Below are 16,042 nucleotides of genomic sequence, written 5' to 3'. Positions count from 1 at the left end.
ACGTCATGAACGCGCCCTTCAAGCCGATCAACGAAGCCGCCACCGATTTCGTCCGCCGCCATATCGGTCCGTCGCCGCGCGACATCAACGCGATGCTGGAGACGGTCGGCGCCGCGAGCCTGCAGGCGCTGATGAACGAGACGCTGCCGGCGTCGATCCACCAGAAGGCGCCGCTCGATCTCGGCCGCGCGCTGAGCGAAACCGAGGCGCTCGCGCATATGAGCGAGCTCGCCGCGCAGAACCAGACCTTCACCTCGCTGATCGGCCAAGGCTATTCCGGCACCATCCTGCCCGCGGTGATCCAGCGCAACATCCTGGAGAACCCGGCCTGGTACACCGCCTATACGCCGTACCAGCCGGAGATCAGCCAGGGCCGGCTCGAAGCCCTGTTCAACTTCCAGACCATGATCTGCGACCTCACCGGGCTCGACATCGCCAACGCCTCGCTGCTCGACGAGGCGACCGCGGCGGCCGAGGCGATGGCGCTCGCCGAGCGGCACTCGCAGGTGAAGGCGAAGGTGTTCTTCGTCGACAAGGAAGTGCATCCGCAGACGCTGGCGGTGATGCGCACGCGCGCCGCGCCGCTCGGCTGGGCGCTGCTGGTCGGCGATCCCCTGACCGAGCTCGACAACGCCGACGTGCTCGGCGCGCTCTTGCAATATCCCGGGACGTCGGGCGCGGTGCGCGACCTCCGGCCGGCGATCGCAGCGCTGCGCGCCAAGGGCGCGCTGGCGGTCGTCGCCGCGGACCTGCTGTCGCTTGCGCTGCTGACCTCGCCCGGCGAGCTCGGCGCCGACATCGCGATCGGCTCGGCGCAGCGGTTCGGTGTGCCGATGGGCTATGGCGGACCGCATGCCGCCTACATGGCGGTGCGCGACACGCTGAAGCGCTCGCTGCCCGGCCGCATCGTCGGCCTGTCGGTGGATTCGCGTGGGGCACCGGCCTATCGGCTGGCGCTGCAGACCCGCGAGCAACACATCCGCCGCGAGAAGGCGACCTCCAACATCTGCACCGCGCAGGTGCTGCTCGCCGTGATCGCCTCGATGTATGCGGTCTATCACGGACCCGAGGGCCTGACCCATATCGCACGCGGCGTGCATCGCCGCGCCACCGTGCTCGCGGCAGGCCTGCGCAAGCTCGGTTTTGCGCCGACCAGTGAGGCGTTCTTCGACACCGTGACTGTCAAGGCCGGAGCAAAGCAGATCGAGATCGTCTCCCGCGCGCAGGCGGAGCGGATCAATCTGCGCATCGGCGCCGGCACGCTCGGCATCGCGCTCGACGAGACCACGACGCCGGAGACCGTCGAAGCGGTCTGGCGCGTGTTCGGCGGCAAGCTCAGCTTTGCCGAGATCGAGGCGGCCGCGCGCGAGGCGCTGCCGAAGGAGCTGCGGCGCACCAGCGCGTTCCTCACCCATCCGGTGTTCAACACCCATCGCTCGGAGACCGAGCTGCTGCGCTACATGCGCAAGCTCAGCGACCGCGACCTCGCGCTCGACCGCGCGATGATCCCGCTCGGCTCCTGCACGATGAAGCTCAACGCCACCACCGAGATGATCCCGCTGACCTGGCCGGCGTTCGGCAATCTGCATCCGTTCGCGCCCTCAGATCAGGCCAAGGGCTATCACTTGCTGTTCAAACGGCTGGAGCAGTGGCTGTGCGACATCACCGGCTATGATGCGGTGTCGCTGCAGCCGAATTCGGGCGCGCAGGGCGAATATGCCGGGCTGCTTGCGATCCGCGGCTATCACCTCGCGCGCGGCGAGCCGCACCGCAAGGTCTGCCTGATCCCCTCCTCCGCGCACGGCACCAATCCGGCCTCGGCCGCGATGGTCGGCATGGAGGTCGTGGTGGTGGCGTGCGATGCGCGCGGCGACGTCGACGTCAATGATCTGCGCGCCAAGGCCGAGAAGCACTCCGCCAATCTCGCCGCGGTCATGATCACCTATCCGTCGACCCACGGCGTGTTCGAGGAGCACATCCGCGAGATCTGCGACATCGTGCATGCGCATGGCGGCCAGGTCTATCTCGACGGCGCCAACATGAACGCGCAGGTCGGGTTGTCGCGGCCCGGCGACTACGGCGCCGATGTCAGCCATCTCAACCTGCACAAGACCTTCTGCATTCCGCATGGCGGCGGCGGCCCCGGCATGGGCCCGATCGGCGTGAAAGCGCATCTTGCGCCCTATCTGCCAAGTCATCCTGAGAATCGCCATCCCGCAACCGACGGGACGACGGCACACGCCATCGGCCCGGTGTCGGCCGCGCCGTTCGGCTCGGCGTCGATCCTGACCATCTCCTACATCTATATCCTGATGATGGGCGGCGAAGGGCTGACGCGCGCCACTGAAGTTGCGATCCTCAATGCCAACTACATCGCCGCGCGGCTGCAGCCGCATTTCCCGGTGCTGTATCGCAACGAGCGCGGCCGCGTCGCGCATGAATGCATCGTCGATCCGCGGGCGCTGAAGGCGACCAGCGGCGTTACCGTCGACGACATCGCCAAGCGGCTGATCGACTACGGCTTCCACGCGCCGACCATGAGCTTCCCGGTGGCGGGCACGCTGATGATCGAGCCGACGGAATCGGAATCGAAGTTCGAGATCGACCGCTTCTGCGACGCGATGATCGCAATCCGCAACGAGATCGCCGAGGTCGAGAAGGGCCGCTGGAAGATCGAGGCCTCGCCGCTGCGCCACGCGCCGCACACCGTGCACGACATCGCCGACGATGCCTGGAACCGGGCCTATACCCGCGCCGAGGGCTGCTTCCCGGCGGGCGTGTCACGCTCCGACAAATACTGGAGCCCGGTCGGGCGCGTCGACAACGTCTATGGCGATCGCAACCTGGTGTGCTCGTGCCCGCCGATCGAGGATTACGCGCAGGCGGCGGAGTAGCACCATTGTCGTAGGATGAGTGGTTGTAAGATGGGTAGAGCGTAGCGAAACCCATCACTGCCACTCACGCGCGAGAAAGATGGGTTTCGCTCCGCTCTACCCATCCTACGATCTAGGATCCGGCTATCATATGGTCCGCACTGGCCGCGGGTGAGCGACGGCCAGCAGGGCCGCGGCAGGAGGATTCATGCGCGAGGAATTCTGGTTTCATTTCCCGTTTCGCGTTCGCTATTCCGAGGTCGACGCGCAGGCCGTGGTGTTCAACGCCCACTATCTGACCTACTTCGACACCGCGATAACAGAGTATTTCCGCGCGCTCGGCTACGACTATCTCGGCGAGGTGGCGCGGACCGGCATCGACTTTCACACCGTGAAGTCGGTGGTCGAATACAAGGCGCCGATCCGGTTCGACGAGGACATCGAGGTCTGCGTGCGGGTCGCACGGATCGGCCGCTCCTCGATCGTGCTTGCGCTGGCAATCTTCGCCAAGGGCTCCGACGACCTGCGCGCCACCGGCGAGATCATCTGGGTCGCGACCGACCAGAAGACGCATCAATCGGTCGCGGTGACGGAAGATTTGCGCGCGCTGATTGCGAGCCGGGAAAAGGCGCTGGCGTAGATATACGCCTTACGGGGTGACCAGGGCGCGGTGCTCGGCGTCCCAGCGCCACAGCGTCTCGTTGGTCAACTCCGTGCCGCCCCACCAGCGATGGATCGGATTGTACTGGCGGAAGTCACCGGCGCCGGCGACGATTGCCTGGCCGAGGTCGGTCAACGCGAGCCGGCTTCGCCTGTAGCGTTGGTGACGGTCGGGATCTTCGTGCATGTCGAGATCGAACGGCCGCTCCTCGAGGCCGGATATGGCAGGCACCGGACAGTGAGCCAGCCCGTCCAGCAGGGCTCCCGTCTCCCAATAACCGAACGTCCGTCGACGGTTAGGTTTCTCGTGCCCGGGAAACAGATCGTACGGATGGACCTGCCCCGCTGACAGCAGTTCCAGCATTCGCATTTCCGTTGCGCCGAGCCCCGAGCCACGCGAGGGGAGCTCTTCCAGCAGCGCGATAGCTGAATTCCGCAATTGCGGAAACGCGCGGAGATCCTGCTTCAACAGATTGAACCATGCTTCCGGCGTTGATGCGCCCCAAGCCCTCCACGCGTCGCCGGCGGTCTGGAGATGATGGTCACGGACAGGGGCAAGGTGCAGTTGCCACGCGGCCAATTCGGCCGGCTGCTGCTCGCCGATCAAGCGATCCGTCTGCAGTATCGCAAGCCTGGACGTGACGTTCGTGTACCGGCGCAAGTGATCCAGCAGCCAGATCAATTGCAATTGTGAGTTCGCATCGGGATCGACCCAAAGATCGATGGCGTCGAAGCGCTCGCAAAATTCGATCAATCCAAGACCCTGACGCTGCGCATCCCCAAGCGATCTGCCGGTGAGATTGTCCAGCCAGTGGCCCGCGGTCCCGTGCGAAACCGAACGCGGCGAGAGGAATGCATCGAGCTCGCTTGACGCCGGCAATCTTCCGCAAGCGAACCGCAGCTCGACGCCGATCACGCAATCAGCAAGCCGCGCGGCCTTCAGGCCGCCAGCGCCGCTATCAGTGAATGTGAGGATAAGCCGGGTCATAACAGGTCATTCCGAGGTCACGGGAATTGATCGATCGAACTTGCTGAACGAGACTTCGCGAGCCTCCGGCTTCAATTCGGTGAATAAATCTATGGCGCGACCAAGGCGCGGCTCTCAGCGTCCCAGCGCCACAGCCGGTCATTGGTCAATTCGGTGCCGCCCCACCACCGATGGATCGGGTTGTACTGGCTGAAGTCGAGCTCGCGATCCGACACGTCCTGGCCAAAATCGGTGAGCGACAGCCGACTGTCCCGGTGTCGGCTGTCCCGGGCTTTCAGATCGTCGGGCACCTCGATCTCCGCGGGGAATCCGGCCAGAACCGGCGATCGACAATAGACGAGCCCATCCAGGATCAACTCTGTTTCCTGAAAATCGAACACGCCGCGCTCCCTGTCCAGCTCGTTTGAAAGGACCCTCGGCCTTGTCTCGCCTTCGGCGACGAGATCCAGCATCCGCAGCTCGGTCGCGCCGAGACCGGTGTCTCGCCCCGGAAGCTCCTCGAGCAGCGCGATGAGGGCCGCACGGAGCTGCGGTATGGCCGACAGATCCTGCATGAGAAGGTCGAAGCAAGACTCGGGCGTGGACGCGCGGTAGGCATGCCAAGCGCGGCTCGCCAGCGTCAGACGCTCATCCGTCACCGTGAGTTTCGGCAATCGCCATTGTGCCAGGCTTGCACTCCCGTGTGCGGCGGCCTCGGCGTCCGTCTGGACCACCACGAGCTTCGACAGGATATGCCGGTGTGGACGCAAGACGTCGAGCAGCCAGGCCAGGACCAGCTGGTCGTTCGGCCGAGGATCGGCCCAGAGCTCGATGCTGTCGCAGCGCTCACAGAATTCGAGCAAGCCGAGCGAATTGTCGCCCACTGGGGCAATGTATTTCGATTGGACGTGACCGAGCCAATGCGCGCCGCGGCTGCGTCGTTTGGCGGAACGCTGTTCCAGCAAGCTCACGAGCTCGGCTTGAGACGGCAAGGCTCCGCAAACAAAGCGCGGCGTGAGTCCAATGACGACGTCCGCTCGTCCCGCCCGCTGGAGCATCGTGCCGGCAAGGTCGCTCGTCGCGAGGATCAGACTTGTCATGGCGCCCGAAGCTCCGGCTACACGCTACGTCCTGCTCAGCGCCGGATTCCAGCGCCAGAGGTTGTCGTTGGTCAGGCGCGTGCCGCCCCACCAGCGATCGATGGGATTGTGATCGGTGAAATCCTCCCTGTGGGCGAGCACCGTCTTGCCAAACTCCGTCACCGACAACCGGCTTCGCTGGAAGGCCGCAAGACGCGCCCGTGCATTCTCGGGTTCGATGACACGCAAGCCATCATCGAGCCCGGCGATCGCCGGCCGCGGTCCATGCGCAAGCCCTTCGAGCAGCCTGCCGATTTCCATGTCGTTGAAGACGCCACCCTGGCGAAAGCCGCGGAGGTAGAACAGCGCGCTGGTTCCTAGGAATCCTGCCGCGACCAGCTCGAGCAGCCGCATCTCGGTCGCACCAAGTCCCGACTCGCTCCATGGCAGCTCACGAAGCAGATCCAGCAGAGCCGGCCTCAGCAATGGAAACGCACTCAGATCGCGGTGCACCACATCGAAGCACGCCTCCGGAGTTGTTGCCCGGTAGGCTTGCCAGCACATGCTAGCCGTCTCGATATCCACTGGTCGGATGTTAGCCAGCGGGACCTCGTTCCAACCGCGCCATGCCGGGTCCATCGTCAGCAGGCTGAAGCCGACGAGACGCAATTTCAGCTTCGCTAACATGTCCGGCTGAGCATGAAACTGGTCGAGCACCCAGATCAACTGCAGCTGATCGTTTGGATCAGGGTCAAACCACAATTCGATGATGTCGAACGACTGGCAATAGTCGTTGAACGCGAGGTCCTTCCAAGTCGCGCGCTTCGCGGACGGGGAAATCCAATCCGACCAATGATTGCCCGGCTTCTGGCCCGCTCGCACGCTGAAATAGGCCGCCAGCTCCTGTGGCAAAGGCAGCACGCCCCAGGCGAAGCGAAATGAAAGCGGAAGCACCGCGTCGCCCAGACCTGCGCGTTTCAGGTCGAGCCCGGATGGATTACCCAAGATCAGGCGCTTCACCGCTTCAACTCACTGAACTCCGGCTACAAAACGAAACGGGCGCCGAAGACGTCGGCAACTCAACGTCCTCAGCGCCCGCTTGCAGCGAAATGATTGAGCCCTACTCTTCCGTCGGCTCCTCACCCTCGGCGTCGCGCTCGGGCGTGCCGGCAAGGATCTGCTCGGAGATCAGGCCGGAGTTCTGCCGGATCGCGGCTTCGATCTTGGTGGTGATGTCCGGGTTCGCGCGCAGGAACGCCTTCGAGTTCTCGCGGCCCTGGCCGAGCCGCTGGCTGTCATAGGAGAACCAGGCGCCGGACTTCTCGACGAGGCCGGCCTTGACGCCGAGGTCGAGGATCTCGCCCATCTTGGAGACGCCCTCGCCGTACATGATGTCGAACTCGACCTGCTTGAAGGGCGGCGCCAGCTTGTTCTTCACCACCTTGACGCGGGTGGTGTTGCCGACCACCTCGTCGCGCTCCTTGATCGCGCCGATACGGCGGATGTCGAGGCGGACCGAGGCATAGAATTTCAGCGCATTGCCGCCGGTGGTGGTTTCCGGCGAACCGTACATCACGCCGATCTTCATGCGGATCTGGTTGATGAAGATCACCATCGTGTTCGACTTGTTGATCGAGGCGGTGAGCTTGCGCAGCGCCTGGCTCATCAGGCGCGCCTGCAGGCCCGGCAGCGCATCGCCCATCTCGCCCTCGAGCTCGGCCTTCGGCACCAGCGCCGCGACCGAGTCGACCACCAGCACGTCGACCGCACCGGAGCGCACCAGCGTGTCGCAGATTTCCAGCGCCTGCTCGCCGGTGTCCGGCTGCGAGATCAGGAGCTCGTCGATGTTGACGCCGAGCTTGCGCGCATAGACCGGATCGAGCGCATGTTCGGCGTCGATGAAGGCGCAGATGCCGCCCTTCTTCTGGCCCTCCGCCACCGTGTGCAACGCCAGCGTGGTCTTGCCCGACGATTCCGGCCCGTAGATCTCGACGATGCGTCCCTTCGGCAGGCCGCCGACGCCGAGCGCGATGTCGAGCCCGAGCGACCCCGACGACACCGTCTCGACATCCATCGAACGGTCGTTCTTGCCGAGCTTCATCACCGAGCCCTTGCCGAACTGGCGCTCGATCTGGGAGAGCGCGGCTGAGAGGGCCTTGGACTTGTCCATGGAGGATCCTTCGACGATACGCAGTGCAGTGGCGGACATTTGGGATGTGCTCCTTTTGGAGGGGATTCGCTAGCGGGACAAACGCGATGAGGTCGGAAGGAATGCGTTGTTGATAGGAAACTCGTACCACGTTTGTTCTATGTTCGCAATATGTTCTTTCCGACGTGGGGGTAATGGCCTGTTTCCATCCCCCAGTGGCCTACTTTGGAAATTCGAGTGGCCTAGTTTGAACTTAACCCCGTCTCAACCAAGGGTCAGCCGCTGTTCTCAGTAAGACTACCGAGAGGATCATCGGATGTTCTGGCCCCATCAAATTCCATTGGACGCCATCTGTTCTTGCCCCTGATCTAGATCAAAGGATTTAGATCCAATCCCGGGGTTCTCCGTGAGTGAACGGAGTTCCGGTGAGAGCTAGGAACTGCGCACCTTTCGATTCGTTAACGGACCATCACCGCACGGTCTTGGGTATTTATCGGTGAGATCGCAACGAAGCGCTCCCGCCTAAACACTAGCAGGGAGCAACGCCATGCAGCGGCGGCGTCGTTTCAAGCACACGCAATCACTAGAAGAACGTCTGGCCGACGAGGCCATGCGCCTGCGCTCGCAGGCCAAGACACTTCCCCCGTCGGCCAAGAAAGAGGCTGTGCTCAGGAAGGCCCGGCAAGACGAGATAACGGCCAGCCTCACGGAATGGCTGACATCTCCAGGTTTGCGGGTGCCGATCTAGGCTATGCGCCATGATCAACCAGCCACAAATCGATTCCTATTCGACGGCCGCGCGTATCTGTCTTGGCGTCGCAATCTTTAGCGCGATGGCACTCGTCACGGTGGTGAGTGCCTGTGTCTTTTAGGTAATGCCTCAGTTTGAATTTTCGGCGCTGGCCTAACCATCCTATGTGATGACGGGAACCGTGCTCCCTCGTTCCTGATTATCAACGCGATAGCGGGAGTGAGGAAGATGGGCGACTCATATCTCAACGACCCGAGACACTGGCGAGAGCGGGCCGAAGAAACCCGCACCAAAGCCGAACGAATGTGGGATGAGGAGTCAAGGCAACGAATGCTGCGCATTGCCGTTGAGTATGACCGACTGGCTGACCAAGCTGCGGAACGTGCCCGCGCCGACGAAAACCTAGTGCGCAAGTAAGGCCGCCTCAGTTGGCGGCCTCATCCTTCGGCTCGAGAAAAACCTTCATTGCGCTGAGCATCTTGATGACCTCGTCCGCCTGCTCTTGAGTGGTGAGGTCGAGCGTTCCCCGGCGCGAGCCGGGCTTTTTTCTTTCCCCAAAGAAACGGCCCCAGCGAGTGGGCACAAGCCGGGGCCGAGTCAACATACGTCATCCGACGTACCCGACGGGAACGCCAGACGTAGAGATAACCGCCAGCGGACACGCCTCGTTCCTACCTGCGTGCGTCTCCGCGCGGATTGCCACTCATTCCCGAAAAAACGGCCCCAGCACCCTTGGAGGGCAATGCTGGGGCCGCTCTCATTGCTGTCACCGAGCCGCCGCTATCGGTAATCGGGCTGGCCCTCTGGGCCTTAAAAAATTGTCCTTAATGAAACCGCCCTGCCCAGTGAGGCGATGATCGGATCAAAGCGTGAGCCAGTCAATTAACTTGATTAAGCAAAGGTAAACAAACCGTCCGAATGCTTAACGCGCGGGGTGTCCTAATTCCCGGCTGTGGGTGCTCGCTGCCGAAGCCTCAAAAGATAGTCGATCTGGCATTCACGCCAGCCGTGGTCCTTGACTGCTAACGTGTCGATGCAGGCGTCCACGCAAATGTCGCAGATGAGCAGGTCCGGACCTTGGACAGTGCGTCACTTGGTCGGCACTTCGCCCACAAAACCGACATATTTGAATCGCCGTCGCCGGAACTCCGCATTGGCGCTGGCCCCACAGACACATCTGGCATCAAACGGAGAAACGGCAAATGTCCTAATCCAGCAGACCGAGTGTCCGAATTAGCGCCATCGGTGAAGCACGGCGGCAACACGGTCCGGATTGATCGCCGTGATAGCCAATTTGGGACATGTCCCGTGGCACAGATTGTATAGGCTTCCATCTACAGGATTTTGCACACCATCCTGGGGCTAGGGCCAACGCCGTCCGCAAGCATTTCAAGCGGGCGGCGTTGTGCTGTCGGGCACCGGCTCGAATGAAACCGGGCGGATGACGGGGTCATCATCGCAGCGTTTGAGCCGTGCGCTCGGCGCGATCCGTAGTTCTCCGGGCCAGAACAAAGTTCCGCGCGCAAAAGGTTCCGCCTTCGTCCCGACAGCGTCGGACATTCAATGGGTTACCGAAGGATTTGATGATGCCGGATCATGACTGGCACAATCTGCATACTACCTTGGTACCCCTCCTGACGTTTCAAAAAACTACGTAGCGTTTACGGGAAGACTCGGGTTCCGCCAGTGTTCGTAACATTGGCTTGTCCGGCCAGCGCACCGATTGCGCGCCGCGGGATCAGGCGACGTCGCCGGCGAACGGATCCACTTTGGGATCCACAACGACGTCCGAACGGGCGCGACGGTTCAATTCATCCTTTGACGGGTGTTAATCATTAGTACAACCTTTGATTTAAATATCGACGACCGCCTTTCATTCGCGGAACCGCTCCAGATGATTCACAAGGGCGTCGAATTCAGCGTCACGCAGCTCATGGCCGGCGTCTGGAAATGGCGTTTCCAGATCGGCGATCGGGTCTTCACGGGCAAGACCGAAGCAAAGCTCGACCTGTTGGCGATCCGCCGCGTGCAGCTGCGGATCGACCGCGAGCTGAACAATCTCGGGCTGGGACGGAGCCGCGGACACAACGATCGGGACTGAGCCGCGGCGAGCTTCAGTCCGCGCTTGCCAGCCGCCGCATCGTGAACTCGATGTCGCCGCCGGGCAGCTCGCGCCAGCTCTCGACGGCGCTCATATAGGCGGCCTTCGGGTAGCGCTTGAGAAAGTCGCGCGCCCGCAGGCGGGCCTGATCGCGCGGCAGGCTGAAGGTCTCGCGCAGATAGCCGTCATCCGGCTTGCGCCGCTCGGCCATCCGGCTGGCGAGATCGCGCGGACGAAACACCATTGCCGCAACTCCGGAATAGAGCCCCGTTTCGATTGAATCGGAAGCGCTCTCTTCGCTCGAAACGCTCAAACTGACGACGCCCCCAATATAGGGGCTGCGCCGGGAGAATCCGAGTCTGCGGGAAACCGGCCCGAACGGGCTTACTGGCTGCGCGGCGCTGAGCTTCCGGGCTGTGCGGAGCTCCCGGTCTTGGTCTTCGGCTTGGCCGGCGGGTGGGCCGCCGCCTTCGGCGCATCGCTGCGCACCGCGCCCCAGGGATCGGCCGATCCCTTGGCGTCCGGAATCTTGCTCAGCGAGTCCTTGTAGGCCCGGTCGTTGACCGCATCCCGATCCTTCTCTTCCTGGGTCTTGGTCTTGACCTCAGGCATCAGATTGACGTTCGGCATTTGCGCATAGGCCGGTGCCGACAGCAGCACTGCAACCGCAACTGCGCCCAAAACTCTCATCAGAAACGCTCCCTGCATTTTCGTCAGCGGTATATCACCGCAAGAAAGCCGCCGCCAAGCGCGCCTGCCCCGGCCCTAGAGATGGTCTGACTTGCAGGATTTCGGCGACTGCATCCAGTCGTCCCAGATCGGACCGCAGCGCGTGCAACCGCTGAGCGCAAGTCCGATCGCGATCACGCCGCCCAGCAATACCAAACTGCGGAACATGTACGCCCCCGCCACTGACGAGGGGCAATTGGGCGCCGAAACTGGGGCATTTTCAAGCCGGGCACGGCGCTTGCAGCGCCGCGCAAGCGCGTCGGACAGCAGCGCGCGCACCGGAGCGCAGCGCCCGCGCGATGGTTTGACCGGGCGGCCCCCCAAACTACACTGCGCAACAAAGCAGAAAAGGAATCGACGAAATGACTTTGGCGATGAGTTGGGACGAATGGACGCGGCATGACGGAACGGCGCTCGCCGAGCGCGTCCGGAACGGCGAGCTGACGCCCCGGGAGCTGGCGGCACAGGCGGCCGCCGCCATAGCCAGGGTCGATCCCGCGCTCTCCGCCGTGGTCGAGCTGTTCGACGACGTGATCGCCGATCCCGCGCGCGACGGCGCCGATCTCAACGGCCCGTTCGCCGGCCTGCCCTTCCTGATGAAGGATCTCGGGCCCACCTTGAAGGGCCGGCTGCAGGAGATGGGCTCGCTGATGATGCGCGGCAACCGCGCCACAGCCGACACCTTCCTGACGACAAAGCTGCGCAAGGCCGGTCTCAATCTGATCGGCCGCACCACCACGCCGGAGTTCGGGGTGTGCAGCTCGGCCGAGAACCCCGCGGTCTATGTCACGCGCAATCCCTGGAACACCGACTACACCACCTGCGGCTCGTCGGCCGGCAGCGCGGCGATGGTCGCCGCCGGCGCCGTCCCGATCGCGCACGCCACCGACGGCGGCGGCTCGATCCGGATTCCCGCCGGCGTCAACGGCAATATCGGGCTGAAGGTGTCACGCGGCGTGTTCTCGCTCGCACCGCATCTGTCCGATCTCACTGGCCTCGTCTCGATCCAGGGCTGCCAATCGCGCTCGGTGCGCGACACAGCCGCCTTCGTCGACAGCTGCCGGGGACCTGCGCCCGGCGAGTTCATGCCGTTCTGGACACCGCCGGAGCCCTATACGGCGATGGTCACGCGCGACCCCGGCCGTCTGAAAATCGCGCTGTCGCACACATGGGGCGACTATCGCGCGACGCCGCATATCGCAACCGAGCTCGAGCGGGTCGGACGCTTCCTCGAGGGCCTCGGCCATCAGGTCGACTACGCCTTGCCGTCGATCGACTACCGGGAAGCCTTCGCGGCGCAGACCACCTGCTACATCAGCAATTTCGCCGTCGTGATCGGCAACATGCTTGCGGCGCGAGGACTTGAGCGGCCGCCGGCGGAGCTGATCGAGCCGATCAATATCCGCATCTGGGAGCACGGCCGCGACTTCAGCTTCGCCGACCGCGCCCGCATGCAGGCCGTGTTCAACACCACGGCGCGCGGCTTTGGCGCCTTCTTCGAGGATTGGGACATCATCCTGACGCCGATCACGGCGCTGCCGACGCCCAAGGTCGGCACCACCGAATATCTCACCATCAGCGACAACCCGTCGGTGCTGGACTGGTTCGGCAATCTCTGGCGCAATTTCGCTTTCACGCCGCTTGCCAATCTCTGCGGCATCCCGGCGATCTCGCTGCCGCTCGCGACCAACGAGCACGGCCTGCCGCTCGGCATCCAGGCGATCGGCAAGCAAGCCGATGACGGCCTCTTGCTGCAGCTCGCCGCCCAGATCGAACGGGCGATCGGCGGCAAGTGGAATGACGGCAAGACACCGGCCGTGCATGTCACGCGGAACTAAGGCAATAAGAGCGAGCAAGAATATCAGGGAAGGAAACGGAACGTCATGCAGCAGGCCGGTGAATTCGGGATCGACGACGCGAAACGCGTGCTCGGCGACGTCTTTGCACCGTGGGTGCAGGATCTCAATCTGTCGCTGGAGCAGTTCGACTTCGCGCCGCCGCCGGGTGGCGCTACGGACTGGCAGCCCGGCGCCATCCTGCGCATGCCGTTCTCCGAGCGGTTGTGCCGCCAGGGCGGCATCGTCTGCGGCCAGGCGCTGATGGCGTTCGCCGACACCGCGATGGTGCTGGCGAATCTTGCGGCCAACAAGGGCTATCGTCCGATGACGACGGTCGACCAGACCACGCATTTCATGCGCGCGGCGACCGCCTCCGACGTGCTGGCCGACGCCCGCGTGGTCCGGCTCGGCCGCACCATGAGCTTCGGCCGTGTCACGCTATCCTCCGCCACCGACAACAAGCCGGTGGCGATGGTGTCGAGCGCATTCGCGATGCTGCCCGGGTAATTACTTGCCGAGTACCGCCTCGGCGGCGTTGACGATGCTGATCGTCGGATTCTTTCCGCAATAGGTACCGAACTTCTTGGCGTTCTCGGTGAACACGTCGGTGTCGATGATCGCCTCGTCGGAATCGCCCTTGTACCAGCCGTCCATCCAGACCAGCACCATCTTGATGGTGTCGTCGCCGCCCTCGACGAACTGCTTGCAGGTCATGGTCGAGAGATCGAGCACGGTGGCGTCGGCCGCCGCCGATGACAGCGCGAGCGCGGCGGCAAGCATGATCGAGGCAGTGATCTTCATGCAGCGGCGCGACGCGCGCCGCCGAACTACGCCGCCTTGACGCGTCGTCTCCTGCGCCAACGCCAGAGCAGCGCGACGAGCACGATCAGCACCGCGCCGGCCGCGAGTGCCTTGGCGGCAAACCGTCCGCCAGGACGATCGATCAAGCGCGTCCACAGCGAAACGCCCTCGCCCTGGTGCGGCAGGCGAAATGCCACCACGCTGTCGCCGATCGATGTGCCGCCCTCGGAATGGCCGCCGGCGCCGATCGCGACATACTGCTCGCCCTTCCAGAGATAGGTCATCGGATTGGCGACGCCCGGCACCGGAAGCCGGCCGAGCCACAATTGCCGGCCCGACTTGACATCGAACGCGCGCAGATAGGCGTCCATCGCGCCGGTGAACACCAATCCGCCCGCGGTGATCGCGACGCCGCTGAGCAGCGGCGTGCCGGTGTTGAGCGCGATGCCGAGCGGCGCGAGATCCTCGCTGGTGCCGACCGCCGCGTGCCAGAGGATCTTGCCGGCCTTGAGATCGACCGCCACCGTCTCGCCCCACGGCGGCTTGTTGCAGGGCGAGCCGACCTCGGTACTCGCCAGCGCCCGCGACATCGCAAACGGCGCGCCCTGCTGCTGGCCGAAATCATGGCCGGGCGGCGGATTGAAGCTCTTGGCCTGGTCGCGCGGAATCAGTGTGATGACATGCGCCGCGTGGCTGACATTGGCGAACAGGATCTGATTGACCGGATCGAACGCCGCGCTGCCCCAGTTCACGCCGCCGCCGGTCATCGGATAGATGATCGTGCCTTGCGTCGATGGCGGCGTGTAGAGTCCGTCATTGCGGGATTGCGCGAGCAGCTTCTCGCACGCCGCGCTCCCGATACCTGGCAGTAGGCCGCCGACATCATCGGCCGTCATCCGCTGCGTCAGCAGCGGCGGCACATGGGTCGGGAACGGCTGCGTCGGCGACAGTTTCTCGCCCTCGGCGCCGTTCTGCGGCACTGCGCGCTCCTCGACCGGCCACACCGGCTTGCCGGTGTCGCGATCGAGCACGAACACAAAACCCTGCTTGGTCGGCTGGATCACGACGTCGCGCATGCCCGAACCGGTATCGATCCGCGCCAACGTCGGCTGTGCCGGCAGATCATAGTCCCAGACGTCGTGATGCACGGTCTGGAACGCCCAGGCGAACTCGCCGCTCTCGATCCGCAGCGCGACGACGGAATTGGCGTGCTCGTCATTGCCGGGACGCTTGCCGCCCCAGAAATCGGGACTGGGCGATGTCGTCGGCAGGAACACCAGACCCCGCTCCTCGTCCACCGACATCGGCGCCCAGACATTGCTGTGGCCGGCCTCGACACCGTCATGCACCAGCGGATCGAAGGTCCAGCGCGGCTGACCGGTCCGCGCATCGAAAGCGCGCACCGCGCCGACCGGCGCATCGACCCGCCGGTTGTCGCCCATCGCGGATCCGACCACGACCACGCCGCGGCCCGTCACCGGCGCCGACGTGATCTGAAACTCGCCCGGCCACTCCAGCTTCATCCCGGCGTCGATCTTGATCTCGCCATTGTTGCCGAAATCGGCGCAAGGCTTGCCGGTCCTGGCGTCGAGCGCGATCAGCCGCGTGTCATTGGTGCCGGTGAAGATGCGTGACTTGCAGGCTGTGCCCTCGGCCGCGCGATCGTCGGTCCAGTGCGCGACGCCGCGGCAGACAAAGCGATTGGCCGGCCGCTGCGCCATGCTGATCTTCGGATCGAACCGCCATTTCTGCGCACCGGTGCCGGGATCGAGCGCGATCACCTCGTTGAACGGCGTGCAGAAGATCAGGCTGTCCTCGACGAACAGCGGCGTCACCTCGAACTTGGTGCGCTTCATGACCTCGGGCGGCCGCGCGTCGAGATCGCCGGTGCGGAATTCCCAACCGCGCACCAGCGTGCCGACATTGTCTGTTGTGATCTCTGTCAGCGGCGAGAAGCGCGTGCCTCCGCGATCGCCGCCCCAATACTCCCAGGCGAGCGCCGGCTGCACACACAGCAGCAGCGCGGCAAGCAGGCGAAACGGCGACCGCATTGCGTCCTCCCGCAAGATGCGATCATCACACGCCGCATCTCAT

The 16,042-nt window shown here is 64.0% G+C and carries 17 protein-coding genes; 7 read left to right on the top strand and 10 right to left on the bottom strand.

The window, feature by feature from the left end; translation table 11 throughout:
- Window positions 1-5 precede the first annotated feature (5 nt).
- Window positions 6-2,894 carry an aminomethyl-transferring glycine dehydrogenase gene (gene gcvP / locus XH92_RS18290; protein WP_194460448.1) on the top strand — a complete coding sequence of 963 codons (2,889 nt, stop codon included), beginning with the start codon at window positions 6-8 and terminating at the stop codon, window positions 2,892-2,894.
- A 187-nt stretch (window positions 2,895-3,081) separates the two neighbouring features.
- Window positions 3,082-3,513, top strand: coding sequence for a thioesterase family protein (locus XH92_RS18285; protein ID WP_194460447.1), 432 nt, complete (start codon window positions 3,082-3,084; stop codon window positions 3,511-3,513).
- Window positions 3,514-3,522: 9 nt separating this feature from the next.
- Here XH92_RS18285 and XH92_RS18280 read toward each other — a convergent pair whose 3' ends face one another.
- From XH92_RS18280 to recA, 4 genes are all read right to left on the bottom strand, one after another.
- Window positions 3,523-4,449: a hypothetical protein gene (locus XH92_RS18280; protein WP_246788478.1), complete on the bottom strand. Its 927-nt coding sequence runs from the start codon at window positions 4,447-4,449 to the stop codon at window positions 3,523-3,525.
- A 161-nt stretch (window positions 4,450-4,610) separates the two neighbouring features.
- Window positions 4,611-5,600 (bottom strand): hypothetical protein, encoded by a 990-nt coding sequence (locus tag XH92_RS18275; RefSeq protein WP_194460445.1) that lies wholly within the window; start codon window positions 5,598-5,600, stop codon window positions 4,611-4,613.
- A gap of 24 nt (window positions 5,601-5,624) precedes the next feature.
- Window positions 5,625-6,599, bottom strand: coding sequence for a hypothetical protein (locus XH92_RS18270; RefSeq protein ID WP_246788477.1), 975 nt, complete (start codon window positions 6,597-6,599; stop codon window positions 5,625-5,627).
- A 100-nt stretch (window positions 6,600-6,699) separates the two neighbouring features.
- On the bottom strand, window positions 6,700-7,788 hold the full coding sequence (gene recA, locus XH92_RS18265; RefSeq protein ID WP_194460444.1) for a recombinase RecA: 1,089 nt from the start codon (window positions 7,786-7,788) through the stop codon (window positions 6,700-6,702).
- A 487-nt stretch (window positions 7,789-8,275) separates the two neighbouring features.
- Between recA and XH92_RS18260 the strand changes: the two genes are divergently transcribed.
- Window positions 8,276-8,476 (top strand): hypothetical protein, encoded by a 201-nt coding sequence (locus XH92_RS18260; protein WP_194460443.1) that lies wholly within the window; start codon window positions 8,276-8,278, stop codon window positions 8,474-8,476.
- Between the two features lie 231 nt (window positions 8,477-8,707).
- Complete coding sequence (locus XH92_RS18255) at window positions 8,708-8,896, top strand: hypothetical protein (protein ID WP_194460442.1); 189 nt, start codon at window positions 8,708-8,710, stop codon at window positions 8,894-8,896.
- Between the two features lie 7 nt (window positions 8,897-8,903).
- Here XH92_RS18255 and XH92_RS18250 read toward each other — a convergent pair whose 3' ends face one another.
- Window positions 8,904-9,083 carry a hypothetical protein gene (locus XH92_RS18250; protein WP_194460441.1) on the bottom strand — a complete coding sequence of 60 codons (180 nt, stop codon included), beginning with the start codon at window positions 9,081-9,083 and terminating at the stop codon, window positions 8,904-8,906.
- 1,290 nt (window positions 9,084-10,373) lie between these two features.
- Between XH92_RS18250 and XH92_RS18245 the strand changes: the two genes are divergently transcribed.
- On the top strand, window positions 10,374-10,580 hold the full coding sequence (locus XH92_RS18245) for a hypothetical protein (RefSeq protein ID WP_194460440.1): 207 nt from the start codon (window positions 10,374-10,376) through the stop codon (window positions 10,578-10,580).
- Between the two features lie 13 nt (window positions 10,581-10,593).
- Here XH92_RS18245 and XH92_RS18240 read toward each other — a convergent pair whose 3' ends face one another.
- From XH92_RS18240 to XH92_RS18230, 3 genes are all read right to left on the bottom strand, one after another.
- Window positions 10,594-10,824 carry a hypothetical protein gene (locus tag XH92_RS18240; RefSeq protein WP_166207085.1) on the bottom strand — a complete coding sequence of 77 codons (231 nt, stop codon included), beginning with the start codon at window positions 10,822-10,824 and terminating at the stop codon, window positions 10,594-10,596.
- A gap of 140 nt (window positions 10,825-10,964) precedes the next feature.
- A complete protein-coding gene (locus XH92_RS18235; protein WP_194460439.1) occupies window positions 10,965-11,270 on the bottom strand; it encodes a hypothetical protein in 306 nt (101 codons plus the stop codon).
- A gap of 75 nt (window positions 11,271-11,345) precedes the next feature.
- On the bottom strand, window positions 11,346-11,477 hold the full coding sequence (locus XH92_RS18230; protein WP_194460438.1) for a peptidylprolyl isomerase: 132 nt from the start codon (window positions 11,475-11,477) through the stop codon (window positions 11,346-11,348).
- A 194-nt stretch (window positions 11,478-11,671) separates the two neighbouring features.
- On the opposite strand from XH92_RS18230, the gene XH92_RS18225 reads away from it, so the two are divergent.
- Together XH92_RS18225 and XH92_RS18220 are read left to right on the top strand one after the other, a co-directional pair.
- Complete coding sequence (locus XH92_RS18225; protein ID WP_194460437.1) at window positions 11,672-13,147, top strand: amidase; 1,476 nt, start codon at window positions 11,672-11,674, stop codon at window positions 13,145-13,147.
- 45 nt (window positions 13,148-13,192) lie between these two features.
- Window positions 13,193-13,654: a PaaI family thioesterase gene (locus XH92_RS18220; RefSeq protein WP_194460436.1), complete on the top strand. Its 462-nt coding sequence runs from the start codon at window positions 13,193-13,195 to the stop codon at window positions 13,652-13,654.
- On the opposite strand, the gene XH92_RS18215 is transcribed toward XH92_RS18220, so the two are convergent.
- Together XH92_RS18215 and XH92_RS18210 are read right to left on the bottom strand one after the other, a co-directional pair.
- Complete coding sequence (locus tag XH92_RS18215; RefSeq protein ID WP_194460435.1) at window positions 13,655-13,948, bottom strand: HdeA/HdeB family chaperone; 294 nt, start codon at window positions 13,946-13,948, stop codon at window positions 13,655-13,657. It lies immediately after the preceding gene.
- Window positions 13,949-13,974: 26 nt separating this feature from the next.
- The gene (locus XH92_RS18210) at window positions 13,975-15,999 is read right to left on the bottom strand and encodes a pyrroloquinoline quinone-dependent dehydrogenase (protein ID WP_194460434.1); all 2,025 of its coding nucleotides are present in this window, start codon (window positions 15,997-15,999) and stop codon (window positions 13,975-13,977) included.
- Window positions 16,000-16,042 lie beyond the last annotated feature (43 nt).

Origin of the sequence: Bradyrhizobium sp. CCBAU 53421, assembly GCF_015291625.1 — a bacterium.
Taxonomy (GTDB): Bacteria; Pseudomonadota; Alphaproteobacteria; order Rhizobiales; family Xanthobacteraceae; genus Bradyrhizobium.
The sequence above is the reverse complement of the archived record's forward strand: the minus strand, read 5'-3'. Positions and strand labels throughout refer to the sequence as shown.